At 52.9% G+C, this 23,051-nt stretch carries 23 protein-coding genes and 2 tRNA genes; 7 read left to right on the top strand and 18 right to left on the bottom strand.

All coding sequences use genetic code 11. The features are described 5' to 3' along the window. Nucleotides 1-46: 46 nt before the first annotated feature. From ACIPDS_RS11675 to ACIPDS_RS11635, 9 genes are all read right to left on the bottom strand, one after another. The gene (locus ACIPDS_RS11675; protein ID WP_400735681.1) at nucleotides 47-490 is read right to left on the bottom strand and encodes a GNAT family N-acetyltransferase; all 444 of its coding nucleotides are present in this window, start codon (nucleotides 488-490) and stop codon (nucleotides 47-49) included. A 2-nt stretch (nucleotides 491-492) separates the two neighbouring features. Continuing rightward, nucleotides 493-1,548 (bottom strand): DNA polymerase IV, encoded by a 1,056-nt coding sequence (gene dinB, locus ACIPDS_RS11670; RefSeq protein ID WP_400735678.1) that lies wholly within the window; start codon nucleotides 1,546-1,548, stop codon nucleotides 493-495. Nucleotides 1,549-1,644: 96 nt separating this feature from the next. Then, complete coding sequence (gene nqrM, locus ACIPDS_RS11665) at nucleotides 1,645-1,860, bottom strand: (Na+)-NQR maturation NqrM (protein WP_062777320.1); 216 nt, start codon at nucleotides 1,858-1,860, stop codon at nucleotides 1,645-1,647. Between the two features lie 2 nt (nucleotides 1,861-1,862). Beyond that, complete coding sequence (nqrF, locus tag ACIPDS_RS11660) at nucleotides 1,863-3,086, bottom strand: NADH:ubiquinone reductase (Na(+)-transporting) subunit F (RefSeq protein WP_166517324.1); 1,224 nt, start codon at nucleotides 3,084-3,086, stop codon at nucleotides 1,863-1,865. Nucleotides 3,087-3,098: 12 nt separating this feature from the next. Next, the gene (gene nqrE, locus ACIPDS_RS11655; RefSeq protein WP_052284364.1) at nucleotides 3,099-3,695 is read right to left on the bottom strand and encodes an NADH:ubiquinone reductase (Na(+)-transporting) subunit E; all 597 of its coding nucleotides are present in this window, start codon (nucleotides 3,693-3,695) and stop codon (nucleotides 3,099-3,101) included. A gap of 6 nt (nucleotides 3,696-3,701) precedes the next feature. Then, nucleotides 3,702-4,340, bottom strand: coding sequence for an NADH:ubiquinone reductase (Na(+)-transporting) subunit D (locus ACIPDS_RS11650; protein ID WP_062777277.1), 639 nt, complete (start codon nucleotides 4,338-4,340; stop codon nucleotides 3,702-3,704). Then, the gene (locus ACIPDS_RS11645; RefSeq protein WP_400735673.1) at nucleotides 4,333-5,127 is read right to left on the bottom strand and encodes a Na(+)-translocating NADH-quinone reductase subunit C; all 795 of its coding nucleotides are present in this window, start codon (nucleotides 5,125-5,127) and stop codon (nucleotides 4,333-4,335) included. The genes ACIPDS_RS11650 and ACIPDS_RS11645 overlap by 8 nt, the downstream gene beginning before the upstream one ends. Continuing rightward, the gene (locus ACIPDS_RS11640; protein WP_400736716.1) at nucleotides 5,120-6,358 is read right to left on the bottom strand and encodes an NADH:ubiquinone reductase (Na(+)-transporting) subunit B; all 1,239 of its coding nucleotides are present in this window, start codon (nucleotides 6,356-6,358) and stop codon (nucleotides 5,120-5,122) included. Before ACIPDS_RS11640 ends, ACIPDS_RS11645 begins: the two co-directional genes overlap by 8 nt. Before the next feature lie 3 nt (nucleotides 6,359-6,361). Next, complete coding sequence (locus tag ACIPDS_RS11635; RefSeq protein ID WP_400735670.1) at nucleotides 6,362-7,705, bottom strand: Na(+)-translocating NADH-quinone reductase subunit A; 1,344 nt, start codon at nucleotides 7,703-7,705, stop codon at nucleotides 6,362-6,364. A gap of 547 nt (nucleotides 7,706-8,252) precedes the next feature. On the opposite strand from ACIPDS_RS11635, the gene dpaA reads away from it, so the two are divergent. Then, nucleotides 8,253-8,993, top strand: a complete 741-nt coding sequence (gene dpaA / locus ACIPDS_RS11630; protein WP_400735667.1) for a peptidoglycan meso-diaminopimelic acid protein amidase — start codon at nucleotides 8,253-8,255, stop codon at nucleotides 8,991-8,993. On the opposite strand, the gene ACIPDS_RS11625 is transcribed toward dpaA, so the two are convergent. Together ACIPDS_RS11625 and lpcA are read right to left on the bottom strand one after the other, a co-directional pair. After that, nucleotides 8,964-9,731, bottom strand: coding sequence for a class II glutamine amidotransferase (locus ACIPDS_RS11625; protein WP_400735664.1), 768 nt, complete (start codon nucleotides 9,729-9,731; stop codon nucleotides 8,964-8,966). The two genes, dpaA and ACIPDS_RS11625, sit on opposite strands and share 30 nt — an antisense overlap. Nucleotides 9,732-9,772: 41 nt before the next feature. Beyond that, complete coding sequence (gene lpcA / locus ACIPDS_RS11620) at nucleotides 9,773-10,354, bottom strand: D-sedoheptulose 7-phosphate isomerase (protein WP_035894459.1); 582 nt, start codon at nucleotides 10,352-10,354, stop codon at nucleotides 9,773-9,775. 238 nt (nucleotides 10,355-10,592) lie between these two features. Between lpcA and fadE the strand changes: the two genes are divergently transcribed. Both fadE and ACIPDS_RS11610 read left to right on the top strand, forming a co-directional pair. Continuing rightward, a complete protein-coding gene (gene fadE, locus ACIPDS_RS11615) occupies nucleotides 10,593-13,037 on the top strand; it encodes an acyl-CoA dehydrogenase FadE (RefSeq protein ID WP_400735659.1) in 2,445 nt (814 codons plus the stop codon). 128 nt (nucleotides 13,038-13,165) lie between these two features. Next, nucleotides 13,166-13,936, top strand: coding sequence for an amidohydrolase (locus ACIPDS_RS11610; protein ID WP_400735656.1), 771 nt, complete (start codon nucleotides 13,166-13,168; stop codon nucleotides 13,934-13,936). A 162-nt stretch (nucleotides 13,937-14,098) separates the two neighbouring features. Here the strand turns inward: ACIPDS_RS11610 and ACIPDS_RS11605 are convergent. Then, a tRNA-Asp gene (locus tag ACIPDS_RS11605) sits at nucleotides 14,099-14,175 on the bottom strand. 130 nt (nucleotides 14,176-14,305) lie between these two features. Then, nucleotides 14,306-15,037: a DNA polymerase III subunit epsilon gene (gene dnaQ, locus ACIPDS_RS11600; protein WP_400735653.1), complete on the bottom strand. Its 732-nt coding sequence runs from the start codon at nucleotides 15,035-15,037 to the stop codon at nucleotides 14,306-14,308. Between dnaQ and rnhA the strand changes: the two genes are divergently transcribed. Continuing rightward, complete coding sequence (rnhA, locus tag ACIPDS_RS11595) at nucleotides 14,991-15,569, top strand: ribonuclease HI (RefSeq protein WP_166517332.1); 579 nt, start codon at nucleotides 14,991-14,993, stop codon at nucleotides 15,567-15,569. The two genes, dnaQ and rnhA, sit on opposite strands and share 47 nt — an antisense overlap. Here the strand turns inward: rnhA and ACIPDS_RS11590 are convergent. Further along, nucleotides 15,566-16,288 carry a class I SAM-dependent methyltransferase gene (locus ACIPDS_RS11590; protein ID WP_400735648.1) on the bottom strand — a complete coding sequence of 241 codons (723 nt, stop codon included), beginning with the start codon at nucleotides 16,286-16,288 and terminating at the stop codon, nucleotides 15,566-15,568. The genes rnhA and ACIPDS_RS11590 overlap by 4 nt on opposite strands. Nucleotides 16,289-16,319: 31 nt before the next feature. Here ACIPDS_RS11590 and gloB point away from each other — a divergent pair, with 31 nt between their 5' ends. Both gloB and mltD read left to right on the top strand, forming a co-directional pair. Continuing rightward, nucleotides 16,320-17,075: a hydroxyacylglutathione hydrolase gene (gene gloB, locus ACIPDS_RS11585; protein WP_400735645.1), complete on the top strand. Its 756-nt coding sequence runs from the start codon at nucleotides 16,320-16,322 to the stop codon at nucleotides 17,073-17,075. 71 nt (nucleotides 17,076-17,146) lie between these two features. Next, entirely contained in the window at nucleotides 17,147-18,508 is a 1,362-nt protein-coding gene (gene mltD, locus ACIPDS_RS11580; protein WP_400735642.1) for a murein transglycosylase D, read from the top strand. Nucleotides 18,509-18,564: 56 nt separating this feature from the next. Here the strand turns inward: mltD and ACIPDS_RS11575 are convergent, their stop codons facing one another. Further along, nucleotides 18,565-19,359, bottom strand: a complete 795-nt coding sequence (locus tag ACIPDS_RS11575) for an endonuclease/exonuclease/phosphatase family protein (protein WP_400735639.1) — start codon at nucleotides 19,357-19,359, stop codon at nucleotides 18,565-18,567. 142 nt (nucleotides 19,360-19,501) lie between these two features. Then, nucleotides 19,502-20,677: an MFS transporter gene (locus tag ACIPDS_RS11570; RefSeq protein WP_400735637.1), complete on the bottom strand. Its 1,176-nt coding sequence runs from the start codon at nucleotides 20,675-20,677 to the stop codon at nucleotides 19,502-19,504. A gap of 104 nt (nucleotides 20,678-20,781) precedes the next feature. Here ACIPDS_RS11570 and yafC point away from each other — a divergent pair, with 104 nt between their 5' ends. Continuing rightward, the gene (gene yafC / locus ACIPDS_RS11565; RefSeq protein ID WP_400735635.1) at nucleotides 20,782-21,672 is read left to right on the top strand and encodes a DNA-binding transcriptional regulator YafC; all 891 of its coding nucleotides are present in this window, start codon (nucleotides 20,782-20,784) and stop codon (nucleotides 21,670-21,672) included. A gap of 74 nt (nucleotides 21,673-21,746) precedes the next feature. Here the strand turns inward: yafC and dkgB are convergent, their stop codons facing one another. Continuing rightward, entirely contained in the window at nucleotides 21,747-22,550 is an 804-nt protein-coding gene (dkgB, locus tag ACIPDS_RS11560) for a 2,5-didehydrogluconate reductase DkgB (RefSeq protein ID WP_400735633.1), read from the bottom strand. Nucleotides 22,551-22,712: 162 nt separating this feature from the next. Continuing rightward, nucleotides 22,713-22,789: transfer RNA gene (locus ACIPDS_RS11555), tRNA-Asp, on the bottom strand. Nucleotides 22,790-23,051 lie beyond the last annotated feature (262 nt).

Here is a 23,051-nt window from a genome sequence, read left to right as displayed (position 1 = left end):
TATTTGTAGCCAGGCCAAGCGCAGCGCCGCCGGGAATATCACCGCCCTACCTGACCTTCTCCATCCGATAATTCACAAACGTCTCACCGCGCGCCTGAACCTCTTGCTCTGCAACGATCACAAATCCATGTTGCTCAAAACATGGCCTGGCGGTAATGCTCGCTTCAACCGTTAACGTTCCCGTTGGAATTTGTGCAAATAGCGCATCCAGCAAAGCGCTGGCAACGCCCTGCCGCGAGTAGTCAGGGGCGACAAAAAGCAGGTCGATATCGTTACCCATCGCGGTGATAAATCCGACTGGACGCGCGTCCACCGTCGCCACCAGCACGCGCGATTCCGCCATTTTTTGCCGCCAGCGGGCCTCATCCACCTGCGCCCAGGCGGCGATTTGAGACGGTGAGTAATGCTGGCTTGCGGTTTCACGTATTGCGCGTAGGAAAATCTGACACAGCGCCGGGAAATCGCTTTCACGGTAACAACGGATAAGCATGATTAAATTCCTAAAAGAAGCTGCCGTTCCAGTTGCGGATCCAGCAGCGTAACGTGCAGCCCCACCAGGCGGACACCGCGCTCAGCGCGCCTTTCGTGCCAGGATTTATGTGCCGTGGCGATTAAGTCGTCTTTGTTAAGCTTCGGCCAGACGTGCTCCTGGGTGGTTTGCTGGAAGTCGTTAAATTTTAATTTGACGCCCTGGCGCGCAATCAACAGATCCGGCCGGACTTTCGCCAGCCGACGCTCAAGTTCAGGGTAGAGCCGTTCGATAATCGCCTCACAATCCGACCACCGGTGAATATCCTCTTCCAGCGTGCGTTCAACGCCTATCGATTTGCGTTGGCGATCGCTGTTGATCTCACGCTCATCGATCCCCTGACTGCGCTCCCAGAGGATCCGGCCAAATTTACCAAAGCGCTTAAGCAGCATCGCCAGATCGCTATTCTGCACATCCTCACAGGTCCGCAGCCCCATGCTTTCAAGCTTCGCAGCAGAGACTTTGCCGACGCCGGGAATTTTACTCAATGGCAGGGTTTTAAGAAACGCCGGAACGTCCTCGGGCGTTAGCACAAACTGGCCGTTGGGTTTATTGAGATCGGAGGCAATTTTTGCGAGAAATTTGATCGGCGCGACGCCCGCCGAGGCGGTCAGCGCAAGTTCATTAAAGATGGTCTGGCGGATCTCCTGGGCCATCAACGTCGCCGAACCGTGGCAGTGCGGGCTGTCGCTGACATCAAGGTAGGCTTCATCGAGCGAAAGGGGTTCAATCAGCGAAGTATAGCGGGAGAAAATTTCACGAATATGGTTTGAGGCTTCACGATAAGCTTCAAAACGCCCGGGTAATAACGTGAGATGCGGGCAGAGCTTTAGCGCCATTCCCGTCGGCATGGCGCTGCGCACGCCAAATTTGCGCGCCGGATAGTTCGCCGTACTGATCACCCCGCGCTGTACCCGACTGCCGCCAATGGCGATAGGAATATCGCGCAGCGCCGGGTTGTCACGCATTTCAACCGCCGCGAAGAAGCAGTCCATATCAATATGGATTATTTTGCGCATCGTTAGCCCTCACTTACCACTGGATAAGTATACAGCACAACAATAGCAAATGAGAAGTGTGAGAAATTGCCCGACGGCGTCGGGCAACAGGGAGATCTACAGAATGCGGTTTTGCTGACGTTGCGCTTCGCGCGCCATGCGTTTTTTACGCGCATCGCAGGGTTCAGGGCAGTCGCAGACTTTTTCGATACCCAGTGAGGAGATCCCGCCACAGCTACCCTGCAGACTTTTTCGCTTCACCAGATATCCCAGCGACATGCCGAAAATCGCTAACGCGAAAATGCCAAATGTCGCCAGAAATACCGTTAACATCATCAGCCTCCAAAGTCGTCGAGCATGATATTTTCATCCTCTACGCCCAGGTCTTTAAGCATTTTTATCACCGCGGCGTTCATCATCGGTGGCCCGCACATATAAAACTCACAATCTTCAGGCGCCGGGTGATCGCGCAAGTAGTTCTCGTAGAGAACGTTATGAATAAATCCGGTATAACCCGTCCAGTTATCTTCCGGCAACGCGTCGGAGAGCGCAATGTTGAACGTAAAGTTAGGATTTTCCCGCGCCAGCTGCTCAAATTCTTCGGCATAGAACATTTCACGCAGCGAGCGCGCGCCGTACCAGAAGCTGATTTTCCGCGTGCTGTGCAGACGTTTTAGCTGATCGAAGATATGTGAGCGCATTGGCGCCATCCCGGCACCACCGCCGATAAAGACCATTTCGGCCTCGGTCTCTTTGGCAAAGAATTCACCAAATGGCCCGGAAATCGTCACCTTATCCCCCGCTTTAAGCGACCAGATATACGAGGACATGATCCCCGGCGGCGCATCCGGTGCAGAAGGCGGCGGCGTGGCAATACGCACGTTGAGCATGATGATGCCCTTCTCTTCCGGGTAGTTCGCCATCGAGTAGGCGCGCAGGGTCGGCTCTTTCACATCAGAGATATAGCGGAACAGATTAAATTTGTCCCAGTCGCCGCGATACTCATCCGGTACGTCAAAGTCAGCGTAGGCCACTTTATGCGGCGGACACTCAATCTGAATATAGCCCCCGGCGCGAAACGGTACGGTTTCTCCTGCGGGGATCGCAAGCTTCAGCTCTTTAATAAACGTCGCTTTGTTATCGTTCGAGATAACTTCACATTCCCACTTTTTCACCCCGAACACTTCATCCGGTAGCTCAATTTTCATGTCCTGACGCACGGCAACCTGACAGGCCAAGCGGCAGCCTTCTTTGGCCTCACGCTTGGTGATATGCGAAAGCTCAGTCGGCAAGATATCGCCACCGCCCTCTTTCACCGTTACTCGGCACTGACCACAGGAGCCACCGCCGCCGCAGGCGGAGGAGATAAAGATGCCATTGCTGGATAACGTGTTCAGCAGCTTGTCACCCGCCGGGGTTTTAATTTGCCTGTCCGCTTCATTGTTGATTTCAATAACCACGTCGCCTGCGTTCACAAGCTTTGATTTAGCAAACAAAATCAGCAGCGATAGCACCAGTACGATCAGCGTAAACATGATTACGCCAAGTATTATTTCCATGATTAACGGCCCTTATAGCTGCACACCGGAAAATGACATAAACCCTAATGCCATCAGTCCGGTGGTGATAAAGGTGATCCCTAAGCCGCGCAGTCCCGCAGGCACGTTTGAATATTTCATTTTTTCGCGGATCCCCGCCATGGCGACGATCGCCAGCATCCAACCGATCCCGGAACCAAAGCCGTAAACGATAGATTCGCTGAAGTTGTAGTCACGTTGCACCATAAACGACACGCCGCCAAAGATGGCGCAGTTAACGGCGATGAGCGGCAGGAAGATACCCAGCGCGGTATAGAGCGACGGGAAATACTTGTCGAGGATCATTTCAAGAATTTGCACCAGCGCCGCAATCACCCCGATAAAGGTGATGAAGTTAAGGAAGCTGAGATCGACGCCTTCCGCCAGCGCACCGTCGCGCAGCACCAGGTTGTAGACCAGGTTGTTAATCGGTACAGCAAGACCGAGCACAACGGTTACCGCCACGCCCAGACCAAAGGCGGTTGAGACTTTCTTCGAGACCGCGAGGAAAGTACACATCCCGAGGAAGAACGCCAGCGCCATGTTTTCAACAAACACCGCGCGAACAAACAGGCTAATGTAATGAGCCATAATCGGTTACTCCTTTTCCTGCTGTTCCGGCTTCCAGCTACGCAGCGCCCAGATCAGCAAACCGATAATGAAAAACGCGCTCGGTGCGAGCAAGAACAGGCCATTTGGCTGATACCAGCCGCCGTTTTTCACGGTTTCCAGTACGGTGATACCAAACAGCTTACCGCTACCGATAAGTTCGCGCAGGAAGCCAACAATCAGCAAAATCGCGCCGTAGCCGAGGCCGTTGCCAATGCCGTCCATAAAGCTCGCCATCGGCGGCGACTTCATGGCATACGCTTCCGCGCGCCCCATCACGATACAGTTGGTGATGATAAGGCCGACAAACACCGACAGCTGTTTTGAGGTCTCATAGGCGAATGCGCGCAGTAGCTGATCGACCACAATCACCAGCGAGGCGATGATCGCCATCTGCACAATGATGCGCACGCTGTTCGGAATATGATGACGGATCATGGAGATAAACATGCTGGAAAACGCCGTCACCAGTGTCACCGCGATGGTCATCACGAAGGCCGTTTCCAGCTTGGTGGTGACCGCCAGCGCCGAACAGACGCCAAGCACCTGTAACGCAATCGGGTTATTAGCGATAAGCGGGCCGACCAGCACGCGCTTCATCTCTTTCATATCGCCCTGCTCAGCCATGATTCAGCTCTCCTTCACGCACCTTTTTCAGGAACGGGCCAAAGCCCATCTCACCCATCCAGAAATTGAAACTGTGCTGCACACCATTAGCCGTGAGCGTCGCGCCTGATAGACCATCAACCGCATAGAGGTCGCCCTGTGGTGCTGCGCCTTTCATCACTCTCAACGCAGGTTGGCCGTTATCGTCCAGCACCCGTTTGCCGATAAACTGCGCACGCCAGTTAGGGTTTTCGATTTCCCCACCGAGCCCCGGCGTTTCACCCTGGTCGTAGTAGGTGATGCCCTTAATCGTGCGGCCGTCGACATCCAGCGCCACAAAGGCATACATCATCGACCACAGGCCGTTGCCGTAAACCGGCAGGACAATTTCTTGTACCTGCTGCTTTTCGTCTTTGATGAGGTAAATTTCCACCACATTGCTGCGACGTTTGATACCTGCCGGGTCTTGATTAGCCTCAAGCGCCACGCTCTGCTGCGGATCTTTAAGCGCCAGCCCCTGATTAAACTTCGCCGGATCGCTGTCCAGCAGCTCGCCGCTTTTTAAGTCCACCAGCCGCGGCGTCACGCGCGCAGCGTAGATTTCTGCTACCGCATCGGCGGACATGTTGTCCTGCATAAGTCCGGCCACCGCCAGGATATTGCGCTGCTTATCGAGCGCGCGCTGTTCCTGCTGGCGCGGTTTTAGCCCGACGGCGGAACCGGCAACCACGATAGAGCAGACCAGGCAAAGCACCAGCACCACCAGCAGCGTTTTGCCGATGCTATCGTTACTTTTGATTTCAGCCACGCGATTTCCTCCGCTTAATGTTGGCCTGCACCACCAGATAATCGAACAGCGGCGCAAAGAGGTTGGCGAACAGAATCGCCAGCATCATCCCTTCTGGATAAGCCGGGTTGACCACGCGAATGAGCACGCACATCACGCCAATCAACGCGCCGTAGCACCATTTGCCTTTATCGGTAAACGAAGCAGAGACCGGGTCGGTGGCCATAAACATCATGCCGAAAGCAAAACCGCCCAGTACCAGATGCCAGTACCACGGCATAGCAAACATCGGGTTGGTATCCGAACCTATCAGGTTAAACAGGGTCGCACAGGCAATCATGCCGACCATCACCCCGGCAACAATGCGCCAGGAGGCTACGCGGCCAAAGATAATCAGCGCGCCGCCGAGCAGGATCATCAGCGTTGAGACTTCACCAATTGAGCCCGGAATATTGCCGATAAACGCGTCCATCCAGCTCACCGGCTGGCCGGTAACCACGTTCACTAGCGACTCACCGCCGTGACTTGCCCACTGGGATAGCGGTGTCGCACCGGAAAAACCATCAGCCGCAGTCCACACCAGATCGCCGGAAATTTGCGCCGGGTAAGCAAAGAACAGGAATGCACGTCCCGCTAGCGCCGGGTTGAGGAAGTTGCGTCCGGTTCCGCCAAAAATCTCTTTTGCGATCACCACACCAAAGGTGATGCCCAGCGCCGCCTGCCATAACGGCATGGTGGGAGGCACAATCAGCGCGAAAAGAATGGAGGTAACAAAGAAGCCTTCGTTGATCTCATGCTTGCGCACAATCGAAAACAGGACTTCCCAGAAACCCCCGACCAGAAACACGGTGGCGTAGATAGGGACAAAGAACACCGCGCCCAGCATCATCATGCTCATCCAGCCGGCATCAGGGGCAAAACTGACGCCTAGCGCCTGCGCCAGGCTGTAGTGCCAGTTGGCGGCAATCACCTGCTGTAGCTGTTCTGCACCGTATAATTTATGCAGCGCCGGAAGCGTTTGCAGCCCCACGTTGTACATTCCCCAGAACATCGCGGGAAACACGGCGAACCAGACGAGGATCATCATCCGTTTGAGGTCGATGGCATCACGAACGTGCGCAGCCCCCCTGGTGACATGGCCCGGGGTATAAAGCAATGTCGCCATCGCTTCGTATAGCGGGTAGTATTTTTCCAGCTTGCCGCCCTGCGTAAAGTGCGGCTCAACTTTTTCCACTAGCTGTTTTAAGCCCATCACTTAACCTTCCTGCTCAATTTGCGTTAATACACTGCGCAATACCGGGCCGTATTCGTATTTTCCCGGACAGACATAAGTACACAGCGCCAAATCTTCTTCATCCAGTTCCAGACAGCCCAACGCCTGTGCGCTGTCGGTGTCCCCTGCAAGCAGATCGCGCAGCAGTACGGTCGGCAGAATATCGAGCGGCATCACGCGCTCATAGCTGCCGATTGGGACCATGGCGCGTTCCCCGCCGTTGGTATCGGTTGAGAGATTAAAGCGTTTTTTCTTGAAGAAATGGCCAAGCGTGGTGCGGGTTATCGAGAATTTATTGCGTCCTGGCGCAACCCAGCCGAGGAACTCTTTTTCACGCCCTTCTTTCAATACGCTGACCTGAAGATGAAAGCGCCCGAGGAAAGCCTGTGGCCCGGCGGCGGTGGTGCCGTTTAACACCGACCCGGAGATAATGCGGTTTTCACCCTCATGTAATGCGCCCACCAGCAGCTCGCTAAGGTCTGCCCCCAGAGTGGTACGAATTAAACGAGGCTCTTTGACCTGTGGGCCACCAAGAGCGATAACCCGTTCGGTCCATAACACGCCTTCCAGGAACAATTTGCCGTAGCCGATAACGTCCTGGTAATTCAGATGCCAGACCTGTTTGTTGAGGCTGACCGGTTCCAGGAAATGAATATGGGTTCCCACTAACCCGGCCGGGTGCGGCCCGGTAAACTGGTTATAGGTCACCTGCCCCTGCGGATGGCCTCCCAGCTTGCCACCGCTGCGCTGACAGACGTGGACTTTGCCGTCCGTCAGACGGGTGAGGAGGGTTAAACCGGCGTTAAAAGCCTCGCGATGCGTCAATATAATCGGCTCTGGATCGGCGGCCAGCGGGTTGGTGTCTATTGCGGTAACAAAAATTGCCGCAGGCTCAGTGCCGGGCGCAGGTGTTTTACTGAAAGGCCGGGTGCGCATCGCCGTCCACAAACCTGAGTCAATCAACTGCGCGGCAACGACGTCACGCGACAGGGTCGCCAGTTCGTCAGACGCATAGCGGGTAAACGCCACGGACTCATCGCCGTCGACGTCAATCACCACCGATTGCAGCACGCGGCGCTCACCGCGATGAATGGCACTTACCGTGCCGCAGGCTGGGGAGGTAAAGCGCACGCCGGGAATTTTTTTATCTTCAAAGAGCAGTTGCCCTTTGATGACCCGGTCCCCCTCTTTTACCGCCATAGACGGACGTAAACCGACATATTCTTCGCCTTTCACCGCCACACGCGTGACGGCGATATCATCAACACGTTGCTGATCGGGCTGGCCGGCAATCGGCAGATCAAGGCCTTTCGTTATTTTAATCATACTGTTCGCAGGTATCCGTTAACGACGGCGACAACATAAGGTTGAGGCCAGCGTTTTGGTTAACGAGACAAAAGAAAGGAGTGACGCCGAAAACCCAATTACATTCCATGATTGGGTAAAACGAGAAGCTAAAGCATCCTTTCTTACACTGTTTGAGAGTTACTTCTTGCACCATCCGCACTACAGGTTTCAAGCAGGATAATGTCGTAACGAAAGTTTACCATTTTCTGCTTCCTGGCGGCAGCAGTTCCGCTTTTCAGCCCACCAAAATGCGAGCTAATACGCAAAGTACTCAGGATTCGGACAAAGATAGCTAGTGAATCATCAGCTTATCCTACACTCTCTTGAAGACGAATCCTGGGAGGCTGCACACAGCACAACGCACCGGGTTGTTGCTGGAATGCGATACGAAATTGTAAACGCGAAACGCCCCTCTTGCGAAAAAATGCGGTGGTGCTAAGGTGAGCGCACAAAAACAGATTTATCTGCTTTTTCTCCCTGTTGCCTTCCCTGGCGTGTAAGTTTTTTTTATCAAGGAACAAGTTGTATGCGCAAAATCGCATTATTTATTGCGATGCTTTTAATGCCGTGCGTTTCGTTTGCTGGGTTACTGAGCAGCGGTGCCCCGACGACGCCAGTCAGCAAAGAATATAAGCAGCAAATGATGGGCTCGCCCGTCTATATCCAGATTTATAAAGAAGAGCGCACTCTCGATCTTTTCGTCAAAATGGGCGAAACGTATCAACTCCTTGATAGCTATAAAATCTGCAACTACTCCGGCGGTTTAGGGCCGAAGCAGCGCCAGGGCGATTTTAAGAGCCCGGAAGGGTTTTATTCCGTCCAGCGCAGCCAGTTGAAACCGGACAGTCGTTTCTATAAAGCGATTAATATCGGTTTCCCGAATGCTTATGATCGTGCGCACGGGTATGAAGGGAAGTATCTGATGATCCACGGTGCCTGCGTTTCGGTTGGCTGTTATGCCATGACCGATTCCGGTATTGATGAGATTTTCCAGTTTGTCACCGCGGCGCTGGTATTCGGGCAGCCGGGCGTTCAGGTGAGCATTTATCCGTTCCGCATGACGGATGCGAATATGGAACGTCATAAGTATTCGTATTACAACGAATTCTGGAAGCAGCTTAAGCCGGGTTATGACTATTTCCAGCAGACGCATCGCCCACCGATGGTGTCAGTGGCCGATGGTCGTTACGTGGTGAGCAAGCCGCTCAGCCACGAAGTCGTTCAGCCACAGCTGGCGTCAAACTACACGCTCACCGAGGCAAAATAAGCGCCATTCGCCTGGCATAATCTTGTGCCAGGTTTCATTCCCCGTCAGCGGTTGAGTAGCGATAACGGTCACCACATCGTTGGCGGTAGTCTCTTTCTGAAAATCGATTTCGACATCCCTATCCAAAAGCGTGGCGACGCCAAACGGTGCGCGGCGGGTAATCCAGTACAGATTCGTTGAGCAGAATGCCATCACGTAGCGTCCATCAGACAGCAGCATGTTAAACACGCCTTTTTCACGTAATGTCTCGGTCAGCGATGCAATGTACTTAAACACGCCCAGCATATTCCCCGGCGTGCGCGGATACCGCTGGGTTAGATTGTGCAGCAGCCAGCAGAAAGCTTTTTCACTGTCCGTCTCCCCCACCGGACGAAACTGCCCGGTCTCCAGCGATTTGTAGCCCGAAAGTTGTCCATTGTGGGCGTAGGTCCAGTTACGGCCCCATAGCTCGCGGGTAAAAGGATGGGTGTTTTCCAGCGCCACCATTCCCCGGTTAGCCTGGCGAATGTGCGCAATCACCGAGCAGGATTTGATGGGATAGTCCTGCACCAGTTTTGCGATTGGGGATTGATAGCTCGGCTGCGGATCTTTAAACGTGCGACAACCTTTACCTTCATAGAAAGTAATTCCCCAGCCGTCTTTATGCGGCCCGGTACCACCACCGCGCTGCACAAGCCCGGTGAAACTAAAGCAGATATCGGTTGGCACATTGGCGCTCATCCCGAGCAATTCGCACATATCACACCCCCACAGCAATCGGGGCCGAAGCCCCGTGGCTCTTATGCCTTAACCATCTCTTTTTCAATAAGCATGATCAGGATATGGATAACTTTAATGTGGATCTCCTGAACGCGGTCGGCGTAGCCGAAATGCGGTACACGGATTTCAATATCCGCGGAGCCTGCCATTTTACCGCCATCTTTCCCGGTCAGGGTAATGACTTTCATGCCCTGCGCACGTGCGGCTTCAATCGCCTTAATGACGTTTGCGGAGTTGCCGGAAGTAGAGATACCCAGCAGAACATCGCCCGCACGGCCGACGGATTCCACGTAGCGAGAGAAAACATATTCATAACCGAAATCATTACTGACGCAAGAGAGGTGGCTGACGTCGGAAATAGCAATTGCCGGGTAGCCCGGACGGTTCTCACGATAGCGCCCGGTCAGCTCTTCTGCGAAGTGCATAGCGTCACAATGCGAGCCGCCGTTACCGCAGGAAAGCACCTTGCCACCTGCTTTAAAGCTATCCGCCAGCAGGACTGCTGCGCGCTGAATGGCGTGGATATTGGCTTCGTCTTTCAGGAAGTTTGCCAGCGTATCGGCCGCTTCATTCAGTTCGTTACGAATAAGATCCTGGTACATGAGGATAATCCTTCAGCATTAATAAAATTGTCATCGGTAGTGTAACGGATAGCGTGAGGACAGAGAAGCAAGCACGGTTCTATTCAGCGGATGTTTGGATTATTGGTGCGCTAAAAAGCGACAACAATGTGAGCGAGGTTGTAATTATTTTGTAAACACATTGCTAATTAAAATCACATCAACTACAACCATAACATCACAAGTGGTCAGACCTCCTACAAGACAGGGGCATTTTGCTATGATGATTTTGAGTGTGGTATTAACGATTGCTTTACTCGGTGTGCTGTTCTATCACCGTGTCAGTTTGATGCTCAGCAGCCTGATTTTACTGGCCTGGACGGCGGCGCTTGGCGCGGCAGGGCTGTGGAATCTGTGGCTACTGGTGCCGCTTGCCATCATCCTCGTGCCGTTTAACCTTATCCCTATGCGTAAGGCGCTGATTTCAGCACCGGTATTCCGCACATTCAGTAAAGTGATGCCGCCAATGTCGCGCACGGAAAAGGAAGCGATTGATGCCGGCACCACCTGGTGGGAAGGCGATCTGTTCCGCGGTAACCCCGACTGGAAAAAGCTGCACGGCTACGCGCGTCCGAAACTGACAGCGGAAGAACAAGCCTTTATTGATGGCCCGGTTGAAGAAGCGTGTCGCATGGCGAATGACTTTTCAATCACTCACGAAATGGCCGACCTGCCGCCTGAGCTGTGGGCTTACCTGAAAGAACACCGCTTCTTCGCGATGATCATCAAGAAAGAGTACGGCGGCCTGGAATTCTCTGCTTACGCTCAGGCTCGCGTCCTGCAAAAACTCTCCGGGGTATCGGGCATTCTGGCGATCACCGTCGGCGTACCTAACTCTTTAGGCCCGGGCGAACTGCTGCAACACTACGGTACTGAAGAGCAGAAAAATCACTATCTGCCGCGCCTGGCGCGTGGTCAGGAAATTCCCTGCTTCGCACTGACCAGCCCGGAAGCGGGTTCTGATGCCGGAGCCATTCCCGATACCGGCGTCGTGTGTATGGGTGAATGGCAGGGCGAACAGGTACTGGGCATGCGCCTGACCTGGAACAAACGCTACATTACGCTGGCACCGATTGCCACCGTGCTGGGTCTGGCCTTTAAGCTGTCTGACCCCGACAAACTGCTGGGCGGCGCTGAAGAGTTAGGCATTACCTGTGCGCTTATCCCAACCAACACCCCGGGCGTGGAAATTGGTCGTCGTCACTTCCCGCTGAACGTGCCGTTCCAGAATGGGCCAACCCGTGGTCAGGATATCTTCGTGCCGATTGATTACATTATCGGCGGGCCAAAAATGGCCGGACAAGGCTGGCGTATGCTGGTGGAATGTTTGTCGGTGGGTCGCGGCATTACTCTGCCGTCCAACTCAACCGGTGGCGTGAAATCGGTGGCGCTGGCAACCGGTGCTTACGCGCACATTCGCCGTCAGTTCAAAGTCTCTATCGGTAAGATGGAAGGGATTGAAGAACCGCTGGCGCGTATTGCGGGTAACGCCTACGTCATGGATGCGGCGGCCACGCTAATTACCTACGGCATTATGCTGGGCGAAAAACCGGCCGTGCTGTCCGCTATCGTGAAATACCATTGTACCCATCGCGGTCAGCAATCGATCGTTGATGCAATGGATATTACCGGCGGTAAAGGGATTATGCTGGGTGAAGGCAACTTCCTCGCCCGTGCCTATCAGGGCGCCCCTATCGCCATCACCGTGGAAGGGGCAAACATTCTGACCCGTAGCATGATGATCTTCGGTCAGGGGGCTATTCGTTGCCATCCTTATGTTCTTGAGGAGATGGCGGCAGCGCAGAATAAAGATGTTAATGCCTTCGACAAACTGCTGTTCAAGCATATTGGCCATGTCGGCAGTAACAAAGTCCGTAGCTTCTGGCTGGGGCTGACTCGTGGCTTAACCAGCTCAACGCCAACGCGTGATGCGACCAAACGTTACTACCAGCACCTGAACCGCCTGAGCGCTAACCTGGCATTGTTGTCAGATGTATCGATGGCCGTACTGGGTGGCAGCCTGAAGCGTCGTGAGCGTATTTCTGCGCGTCTGGGTGATGTGCTGAGTCAGCTGTACCTCGCTTCCGCGGTATTGAAGCGCTATGACGATGAAGGCCGTAACGAAGCAGATTTACCGTTAGTCCACTGGGGCGTGCAGGATGCGCTGAATCAGGCCGAACAGGCGATTGACGATCTGTTGCTGAACTTCCCGAACCGCTTTGTGGCAGGGGTAATGCGCGCGGTTATCTTCCCGACCGGTCGCCACTACGTTGCGCCATCCGATAAACTGGATCATGCGGTCGCGAAAATTCTGCAAACGCCAAGCGCCACCCGCTCACGTATTGGTCGCGGTCAGTATCTGACTCCAAGCCAGTACAATCCGGTGGGGCTGCTGGAGGAAGCGTTGGTTGATGTGATGGCTGCTGACCCAATCCACCAGCGTATCTGTAAAGAGATTGGCAAAAACCTGCCGTTTACTCGTCTGGATGAGCTGGCACGTAACGCCCTGGCAAAAGGGCTGATTGATCAGACCGAGGCCGCCATTTTGACCAAAGCGGAAGAGAGCCGTCTGCGCAGTATTAACGTTGACGACTTTGCTGCCGATGAACTGGCGACCAAGCCGGTAAAGCTGCCGGACAACGTACGTAAGGTTGAAGCCGCGTAACGTTTCCCATCGCACCCACTAAGCGGAGCCTGGCTCCGCTTTTTTTTATCCCTTTTCCCCTCACCCGCCTAAGCGCCTGATAAGGTGTTACAGTTATAAGATGCCCTGCCATAAAGGAGCGACTCACTGTGTCTGGTTTGAAAATTACCCTTTTACAACAACCGCTGGTGTGGATGGACGGCCCCGCGAACCTGCGCCATTTTGACCAACTGATGGAAGAGATTGTCGGGCGTGACGTGATTGTCTTGCCGGAAATGTTTACCACCGGTTTCGCCATGGAAGCCGCCGGGCAGTCGATGTCAGAAGAGGAAGTGATCGCCTGGATGCGCGAGCAAGCCCTACGCACCAATGCGTTGGTTGCCGGGAGCGTGGCACTGCAAACCGGACTTGGCGCGGTAAACCGTTTTCTGCTCGTCGAGCCAGAGGGACGCGTGCATGCTTATGATAAGCGCCATCTGTTCCGTATGGCTGATGAGCACCATCACTACGTTGCCGGCGACAAGCGTATCGTGCTGACATGGCGCGGCTGGCGAATTCTGCCGCTGGTTTGCTATGACCTGCGTTTCCCGGTGTGGTCACGCAACCGCAACGACTACGATTTAGCCCTGTATGTCGCTAATTGGCCCGCGCCGCGTTCGCTGCACTGGCAGGCGCTGTTGACGGCGCGCGCGATTGAGAACCAGGCCTATGTGGCGGGATGTAATCGGGTTGGCACCGACGGCAATGGTCATCACTATCGTGGTGATAGCCGGATTATTTCGCCACAGGGTGAAATTCTGGCGACGGCCGACGCACATCAGGCGACGCGCATTGAGGGTGAGCTTTCCCTCACGGCGCTACGGGACTATCGCGAGAAATTCCCCGCGTGGCAGGATGCCGATCCCTTTGCGTTGGGATAACGCTTAAATCACCATCATGAGCGTGCAGAAGAACGCTCATGATGCGTTTTTCATTATGGGCGCTGCAATAGGCAAACGAAGTCAGAAAGCGGACGAGGCGGGAAAACTGAGGGCCTGAAACGACGAAAGCCTGAATCATTTCTGATTCAGGCTTTCTAAATGTGGCGGAACGGACGGGACTCGAACCCGCGACCCCCTGCGTGACAGGCAGGTATTCTAACCGACTGAACTACCGCTCCACAACGTTCCCTTCGGAACGAGGCGAATATTACGGTCTCCCGGTAAAACCGTCAACGCTTTTTCTCTACTTTTGAATCGTTTGCTGCAAAAATCGCCCGAGCGCTTATTTTACCAGCAAATTAAGGCATTCTAAGAGCGCCAGAGGCAGCTTCCGCCCTTTTTCTGCACCAGGTCGAGGCGTGATTCATGATTCATCAGCTCCTCGTCGGTGGCGTAAACAACGCGTAACTGGCCTTCCCCGCGCACAATACGCTGAATTTCCGTACTTCCCGCCTGCTGCTGCCCTTCCCCTTCCATCGCAAACTTGATAGACGTTTGACCACCGGTCATTGTCAGATAGACGTCTGCCAGGATCTGAGCATCGAGTAATGCGCCGTGCAGCGTACGCTTGGTGTTGTCTATTTCGTAGCGCGAGCATAACGCATCGAGGCTATTACGCTTGCCGGGGAACATCTTCCTCGCCAGCGCCAGGCTATCGGTAACTTTGCAGAAAGTGTTGGTTTTTGGAATACCACGATTGAGCTTACTAAACTCATAGTCCATAAAACCGATATCGAACGATGCGTTATGGATGACCAGCTCCGCACCGCGAATGTAGTCCATAAACTCATCGGCGACGTCGGCAAACGTCGGTTTATCCAGCAAAAACTCATCGGCAATTCCGTGTACGCCGAAAGCTTCCGGGTCCACCAGCCTGTCGGGTTTGAGGTAGACGTGGAAGTTGTTGCCGGTCAAACGACGGTTAATCACCTCGACGGCACCGATCTCAATGATCTTATGGCCTTCATAGTGGGCACCGATCTGGTTCATACCGGTGGTTTCGGTATCCAGAACGATCTGTCGTGTAATTGCAGTGCTCATATCAGTCATTTATGTCAGACTTGCCGTTTTACTTTCAATTGCAGATACAGGAAGTCTACCAGAGATGCTAAAGCAGGTAGAAATTTTCACCGATGGCTCTTGCCTCGGTAATCCCGGCCCAGGTGGTTATGGCGCTATTTTACGCTATCAGCAGCGGGAAAAAACCTTCAGTGAAGGCTATCGCCTGACAACCAATAACCGCATGGAAATGATGGCGGCTATCGTCGCACTTGAAGCGCTCAAGGAGCCGTGCACCGTGGTGTTGAGCACCGATAGCCAGTATGTTCGCCAGGGGATCACCCAGTGGATCCACAACTGGAAAAAACGCGGCTGGAAAACCGCGGACAAAAAACCGGTGAAAAATGTCGATCTCTGGAAGCGGCTTGATACGGCGCTGGGTAAGCATGAGATTCGCTGGGAGTGGGTTAAAGGCCACGCCGGTCACCCGGAAAACGAACGTTGTGACGAGCTGGCGCGTACTGCGGCTAACTCGCCAACGCAGGATGATATCGGCTATCAACCGGAGGCTTAGGCATCCGGTTTGCGGTACTGCCGCGTCGCGCCGACTGCCTGCTGAATACGGCTTTTCGCTTTATTTTGCCGCATCGGATTCAGCGTAAGGGGGAAAGTCCGCTTACGCGCGACAATCACTTGCATACAGCCCAATGCGGGGAGATGCGTGCCCAGCAACGCACCGCCCTGTTTGGCCCACGGCAGCACCTGAAAACGACTGTGGTGCATCACTTCAAAATTCAGCAGGGCCAGCCAATCCAGCTGGCGCATCAAGGTAAACATTCGGCTGTTGTAGGGTACGGACTTACGCAGCACTGGAACCAGTTTGCGTAATCCCATCAGACTGACTGGGTTAAAACTGCTGATAATAAGCCAACCGTCATCGATCAGTACGCGGTCAGCTTCTCGCAGCAGGAGGTGAGGATCGCTGCACCAGGGCAGAGTATGTGCGAGCAGGCAGGCATCCACTGATTTTTCAGCAAACGGCAGATGCAGCGGGTCTGCCATTACATGCATCGGGCTGCCTTCCAGAGAAATATTCACCTGATGAGAGATAGCACACGCTTCGGTATTGATCTCCGCGCTCAGATTGCCCACTTTTAACAGGTGGAAGCCGTACAATTTCCCCAACCAGGGTTTCAGTTGACGATCGAGGGCCTCACGATAATATTCACCCCATGGCATTTGCGCCCACGAGACAGGCGCTGAGACTGTTTGAGGTATCCTTGCCGGTTTCATCACAACCTTCCCTACGCTTAAGAGGTAACGAATGAATCTTAACAGTATTCCCGCATTTCAGGACAACTACATCTGGGTTCTTAATGATGAAACAGGTCGTTGTCTCATTGTCGATCCCGGTGAAGCCGCTCCGGTGCTAAAAGCGATTGAAGCGAATAATTGGCAGCCGGAAGCGATTTTATTGACGCATCATCATCACGATCATGTCGGCGGCGTGGCAGAACTGCATAAGCATTATCCGAATTTGTCAGTTTACGGCCCGGAAGAGACACGCAACAAAGGAACAACAAAAATCGTTGCCGACGGCGATCGCATTAACATACTGGAGCATGAGTTTCAGATTTTCGCCACGCCGGGACATACGTCAGGACATATTTGTTTTTACAGCGCTCCTTGGCTTTTTTGTGGCGATACCCTATTTTCCGGGGGCTGCGGGCGACTATTCGAAGGCACCGCTGCCCAGATGTATCAGTCATTCCAGCGAATCAATGCGCTGCCGGAAGAGACATTAATTTGTTGCGCACATGAGTACACGCTCTCCAATATGAAGTTTGCGCTGAGCGTTTTACCGCATGATATGTTCATTAAAGAATACTATCGAGAAGTTAACGAGTTACGTGCAAAAAACCAAATGACACTCCCCACAACTCTGAAAAAAGAGCGTAAGATTAATCTCTTTTTAAGAACGGATGATATTGATTTAATTGACGAAATAAACAAAGAAACAAAATTGCTACAATCTGAGCAGCGTTTTGCATGGTTACGGTCAAAGAAAGATAACTTCTGATACTTCCGGGTTGCGTTTTCGAAAGTTCGCCGTTATGATCGCTCGTCTTTTAAGCAACTATTGACACACACATGAAGGCAAAAGCGATATTACTCGCCTCTGTCCTGCTCGTGGGTTGCCAGGCTTCACAGCAAGGTAATGTCCAACAGCACGCACAGAGCCTTTCTGCGGCTAGTCAAGGGGAAGCAAGTAAGTTCGCAAGTCAGGCACGTTGGATGGACGATGGGACATTCGATACGCAGAATCAAGACTTGTGGGCTTATATTGGCGACGAGCTAAAGATGGGAATCCCGGAAAATGCCCGGGTTCGCGAACAGAAACAGAAGTATTTGCAGAATAAGAGCTATCTCCACGATGTAACTTTACGGGCAGAGCCGTATATGTACTGGATAGCCGGGCAAGTTAAAAAACGTAACATGCCGATGGAACTGGTATTACTACCCATAGTGGAGAGCGCTTTTGACCCGCACGCAACGTCTGGCGCCAATGCCGCAGGCATCTGGCAGATCATTCCGAGCACAGGGCGAAATTACGGTCTGAAACAGACCCGCAGTTATGACGCACGCCGTGACCTCGTTGCTTCCACAACGGCGGCACTGGATATGATGCAGCGCCTGAACAAAATGTTCGATGGCGACTGGTTATTAACCGTGGCAGCGTATAACAGCGGTGAAGGCCGCGTAATGAAAGCAATGAAAGCGAACAAAGCCCGTGGTAAGCCCACTGACTTCTGGTCACTACCGTTGCCTCAGGAAACCAAGCTGTACGTGCCTAAGATGCTGGCTTTGAGTGATATTCTCAAAAACAGTAAACGTTATGGCGTTCGCCTGCCTAGCGCAGATGAAAGCCGAGCGCTGGCGCGCGTTCGCCTCGACAGCCCGGTTGAGATGGCTCAGTTGGCAGATATGGCAGGTATGCCGGTCAGCAAGCTGAAAACCTTCAATGCTGGCGTAAAAGGTTCAACGCTCGGAGCCACTGGCCCGAAGTACGTTATGGTGCCACAGAAGCATGCAGATCAGCTGCGTGAGTCACTGGCCTCGATTGATATTGCTGACCTCCAGCCAACGCTGGTTGCCGACAATACGCCGATGACCAGTCGCAGCTATAAGGTACGCTCCGGTGATACGCTGTCAGGTATCGCGTCACGTTTAGGCGTGTCGACGAAGGACCTGCAACAGTGGAATAACCTGCGCGGCAGCAACGTAAAAGTCGGTCAGAGCTTAACGGTAGGTGCGGGTAGCAGCGCTGCGCGTCTTGCCGATAACAGCAGCATTACGTACCGTGTACGTAAGGGCGACTCTTTATCGAGCATTGCCAAAAGGCACGGCGTTAACATTAAAGATGTGATGCGCTGGAATAGCGGTACCGGCAATCTGCAGCCGGGCGATCAGATCACGCTGTTTGTGAAAAACAGCGACCGACCTGATTCCTGATAGGTAATAAATAAAAAGGCACCGATTCCCCCGGTGCCTTTTTTGTTTACTTAAGCCTACTTACCTGGGCTAAATTCGACAATCAGCGGATTATGATCCGATGCCCGAGTTACCAGAACGGATGACTCATTGACGTTAAGCCCCCGATAGAAAACAAAATCGAGCGGGCGGCCAAAGGCACGTCGACGCTGATCGTCATCAAAGCGAACCGGGCGCAATGACATATCGCGCGCAAAGCGATACAGCGCATTCATTCGCGGACGGCTCCACGCATTGAAATCTCCCGCCATAATCACCGGGCCGCTGTGCTGGGCTATCTGTTCGCCAATAGGCATCAGCTGCTTGCTGTAGACATCCACCCCAAGACTGAAATTAACGGCATGGATATTCACCACCATCAGTAGCCGAGAATCTGGAAGTGGATAAACGGTCACTAACGCCGATTTGGCCAGCCGCAGGATAGGTTCACGTTCGCGCAGCGGACAGCAGTAAACGGGTTGAGCCGCAGACAGCGTCATAACCCCTGAGGGATGATGCGGCAGCGCAAAAGCAGGAACCTGATCGGCAGCAAGATAGTTAGTGGTCGCAAACTTTACCAGCTCAGGAGTCGTTTGTGCCTCCTGAAGGAGTACCAGATGGGCATCTTTGCCAAACTTATTCAGCACCGACAGCCATTCAGCGCGCTGCTGCTTAAAGATATTCCACACCAGGATACGAATATTTTCATCAGTGCTTAACGGCTTACCCACCGACATTGCCTGGCTGATGCTGGTGTATGTGCCCGGCGGAGGCAAAATTCGCTCCACAGGCTGTCCGGCAATATAGCGCATGGCATAGGTATTTTTTCGCACTTTCTTTAATAACCTCAATAACGAAAGAACCCGCCTGCTTCCAGGAAGGTTCCTCATTTATAGGGTCTTTTGCGGGCAGTTTCAACGCTATTTATAATAAAGCCGGGTTTAGTTTTGTAAGCCTGGCCTTACTCTTCTTGTCTTATGCCTGTGCGGCCCGAGCGGTATTATCCAAACGTCCACTCAAGCTCGTTAGCAGCAACGCGGCAAGAACAATCACCGCACCAATCCACGGAGTTTGTGCCAACCCATAGTGCTCAACCGTTTGGCCGCCAATCACTGACCCTAAGGCGATACCCACGTTAAAGGCGGCAATGTTCAGACCCGATGCAACATCAACGGCCGCTGGCGTATACTGCTCTGCCTTCTGCACTACGTACACCTGTAACCCCGGTACGTTACCAAAGGCAAAGATTCCCATCACCAGAATCGTCGCCAGGGCAGCGTAGTGAATTGACGCGGTAAACTGAAAGACCATCAGCAACACTGCAAGTGCGGCAAAGATAAACTTCAGGGCCGGTACAGCGCCGTGCTTATCAGCCAGCTTGCCACCCCAGATATTCCCGATGGCGACGGCAATACCGTAACCTAATAAAATCAGGCTAACGGCGTTTGGCGTGAAACCGGCAAGATCTTGCATCATCGGCGTCAGAAAAGTGAACGCGGTAAATACACCGCCATAACCCAGTGCCGTTATCGCGTAAATCATCAGCAAACGCGGATGGGTCAAGACTTTCAACTGTTCGGATAAACTTGCCGCAGCACGGCCTGGGATATTCCGTGGCACAAGGACAGCGCTGGCAATAATCGCTATCACCCCCAGCATAGAGACTGCAAGGAAGGTTTCACGCCAGCCAAAGTGTTGGCCGATGAACGTCCCCAGCGGGACACCCGTTACCAGAGCAACGGTCAGGCCGCCAAACATAATGGCAATAGCAGAGGCGGCTTTCTCTTTTGGCACAAGGCTTGTGGCTATCGTTGAACCAATTGAGAAGAACACGCCATGAGCCAGGCCCGTTAGCAGACGCGCAATCACCAGGGTCATATAGCCCGGTGCCTGCCAGGCTAACAGGTTGCCAATAGTAAACAATACCATCAGCGCCAGCAGCAGCTGCTTGCGCGGTAATTTTCCCGTCAACGCCGTTAACACCGGCGCACCGATAGCCACACCCAGCGCGTAGATAGAAACTAACAGCCCTGCCGAGGGCAGAGAAATAGATAATTGTTCAGCAATGGTCTGAACCAGACCGACAATCACAAATTCGGTCGTGCCAATCGCAAAGGCACTGATCGTTAAGGCAAGTAGCGCCAACGGCATAATTTACTCCACATCATCAGTATTAAGATGACACGAAGTATGCGCGGATGTTTAAATAACAAAAATATTCAAAATCTCAATATAATTTTGCTTCAGGTGCAATAATGAGAGCAACTTCAGATGAAATCGCGATCTTTGTCGCAGTGGTAGAAAGCGGCAGCTTCAGCCGGGCAGCTGAACAGCTTGAGCTCGCCAATTCGGCGGTTAGCCGAGCTGTCAAAAAGCTGGAATCCAAGCTCGGCGTGAGCTTACTTAATCGCACGACACGCCAGTTGAGTCTGACGGAAGAAGGCGAGCGCTATTTCCGTCGGATGCAGGTGGTGTTGCAGGAAATGGCGGCGGCAGAAAACGAGTTGCTCGATACTCGTAATACGCCGCGAGGGCTACTAAGGGTTGATGCCGCTACGCCAGTTATGCTGCACTTCCTGATGCCGCTCATTAAGCCATTCCGTGAACGTTATCCTGAGATGACGCTTTCTTTAGTGTCGTCAGAGACGTTTATTAATCTGATTGAGCGTAAGGTTGATGTGGCGATTCGCGCCGGAACGCTGACGGATTCCAGTCTGAGAGCCCGTCCACTGTTTAACAGCTACCGAAAAATTATCGCATCGCCGGAGTATATCGCCCGTTATGGAATGCCTGAGAATGCGGCCGATCTTAAAGATCATCATTGCCTGGGTTTTACAGAGCCATCGTCATTAAATACCTGGCCGGTGTATTGCTGTGATGGGCAGTTTATGGAAGTCAGCTGTGCGGTTTCATCCAATAGCGGTGAGACGGTTAAGCAACTGTGTCTTAACGGTAACGGTATCGCTTGTTTATCGGATTATATGGTCGATAAGGAGATTGCCAGCGGGGAGTTTATTGAGCTACTGGCTGATAAACGGATGCCTGTCGAGATGCCGTTCAGCGCGGTTTACTATAGCGACCGAGCCGTTAGCACACGCATCAGGACGTTTATTGATTTTCTAAGCGAATATATGAAGGAAAGGTGATAACACTGTTTTTTACTGTTGTGAGCCCGGATATCATCCGGGCTTACAGAGGGTTATAGAGGGTTACAGCGAGATCAGTCCCACTGAGGTGCCAGACCTTCCGGGCTAACTAAACGGTCGTTGCAATCCAGTGCAGCTATCGCTTTTTTGTCCTCAGCATCAAGTTTTAACTCGAGCGCATGTAGGTTGCTAGCCAGATTTTCTCGCTTGGTAGAAGATGGGATCACCGCATAACCTTCACCCATCGCCCAGGCCAGAATGACCTGCGCAGCCGTCGCATCATGCTTGTCCGCAATACGTAAAATCACTTCATCCTTCAGAGCTTTACCGTAGGCTAACGTCATGTAAGACGTGATATGAATACCGTGCTCAGAAGCCCAATCAACCACTTTGCGGTTTTGCAGATACGGTGATAGCTCAATCTGGTTAGTTGCGATATTTTCGATGCCAACTGCTTTAATCGCACGTTCCATCAGCGGGATGGTGAAATTAGAGATACCGATCTGGCGGGTCAGCCCCTGCTCTTTTGCTTCCAGCAGCGCTGCCATAAATTCTTCTACCGGCACGGCATCTTCCGGCGATGGCCAGTGAATCAGCGTCAGATCAACGTAGTTTGTACGCAGCTTCTGCAGGCTTTCTTTAAGGCTTGCAACGAGCTTGTCTTTGCTCAGATTCTCTATCCAGATTTTGGTCGTAATAAACAGATCTTCGCGGGCAACGCCGCTTTCAGCGATAGCCTGACCGACAGCCGCTTCATTATCATAGATTTGCGCAGTATCGATGGCGCGGTAGCCGAGTTCCAGTGCCGTTTTTACGGAAGCGATAACAACATCATCTTTCAGACGGAATGTGCCGAGACCAAATGCAGGGATTGTCATGATTTTCCTCTTTATTTATCAATATTGGTTAACTGAAACCATTATGACGAATGCAAGGATGGGGAAAAAGATCCTAAAACGCAGAGGATTTTTGCTAAAAAAGCAATAATGAAAACGCAGATACAAAAAAGCCCTGAGCAAATGCTCAGGGCTCTTAATAAGTGGCGGAACGGACGGGACTCGAACCCGCGACCCCCTGCGTGACAGGCAGGTATTCTAACCGACTGAACTACCGCTCCACCGAATTTCTTTGTCACTACCCGGATTATTCATCCCGGTTTACTGCAATTTGATGCCAGGCAGTTTATGAATCACAAGTGATTCACCCTTCGGGCCGTTGCTTCGCAACGTTCAAAAGCTTTCGCTTTTGTCCTACTCTTTGTCGAGTAGTGACCTGCCTCGAAGATCGAGTGCCATACTTCTAATTTGATGCCTGGCAGTTCCCTACTCTCGCATGGGGAGACCCCACACTACCATCGGCGCTACGGCGTTTCACTTCTG

It is taken from the genome of Kluyvera sp. NPDC087067 (assembly GCF_044745165.1).
In the GTDB taxonomy this organism is placed as follows: Bacteria; Pseudomonadota; Gammaproteobacteria; order Enterobacterales; family Enterobacteriaceae; genus Kluyvera.
This window is presented reverse-complemented; position numbering and strand designations above follow the sequence as displayed.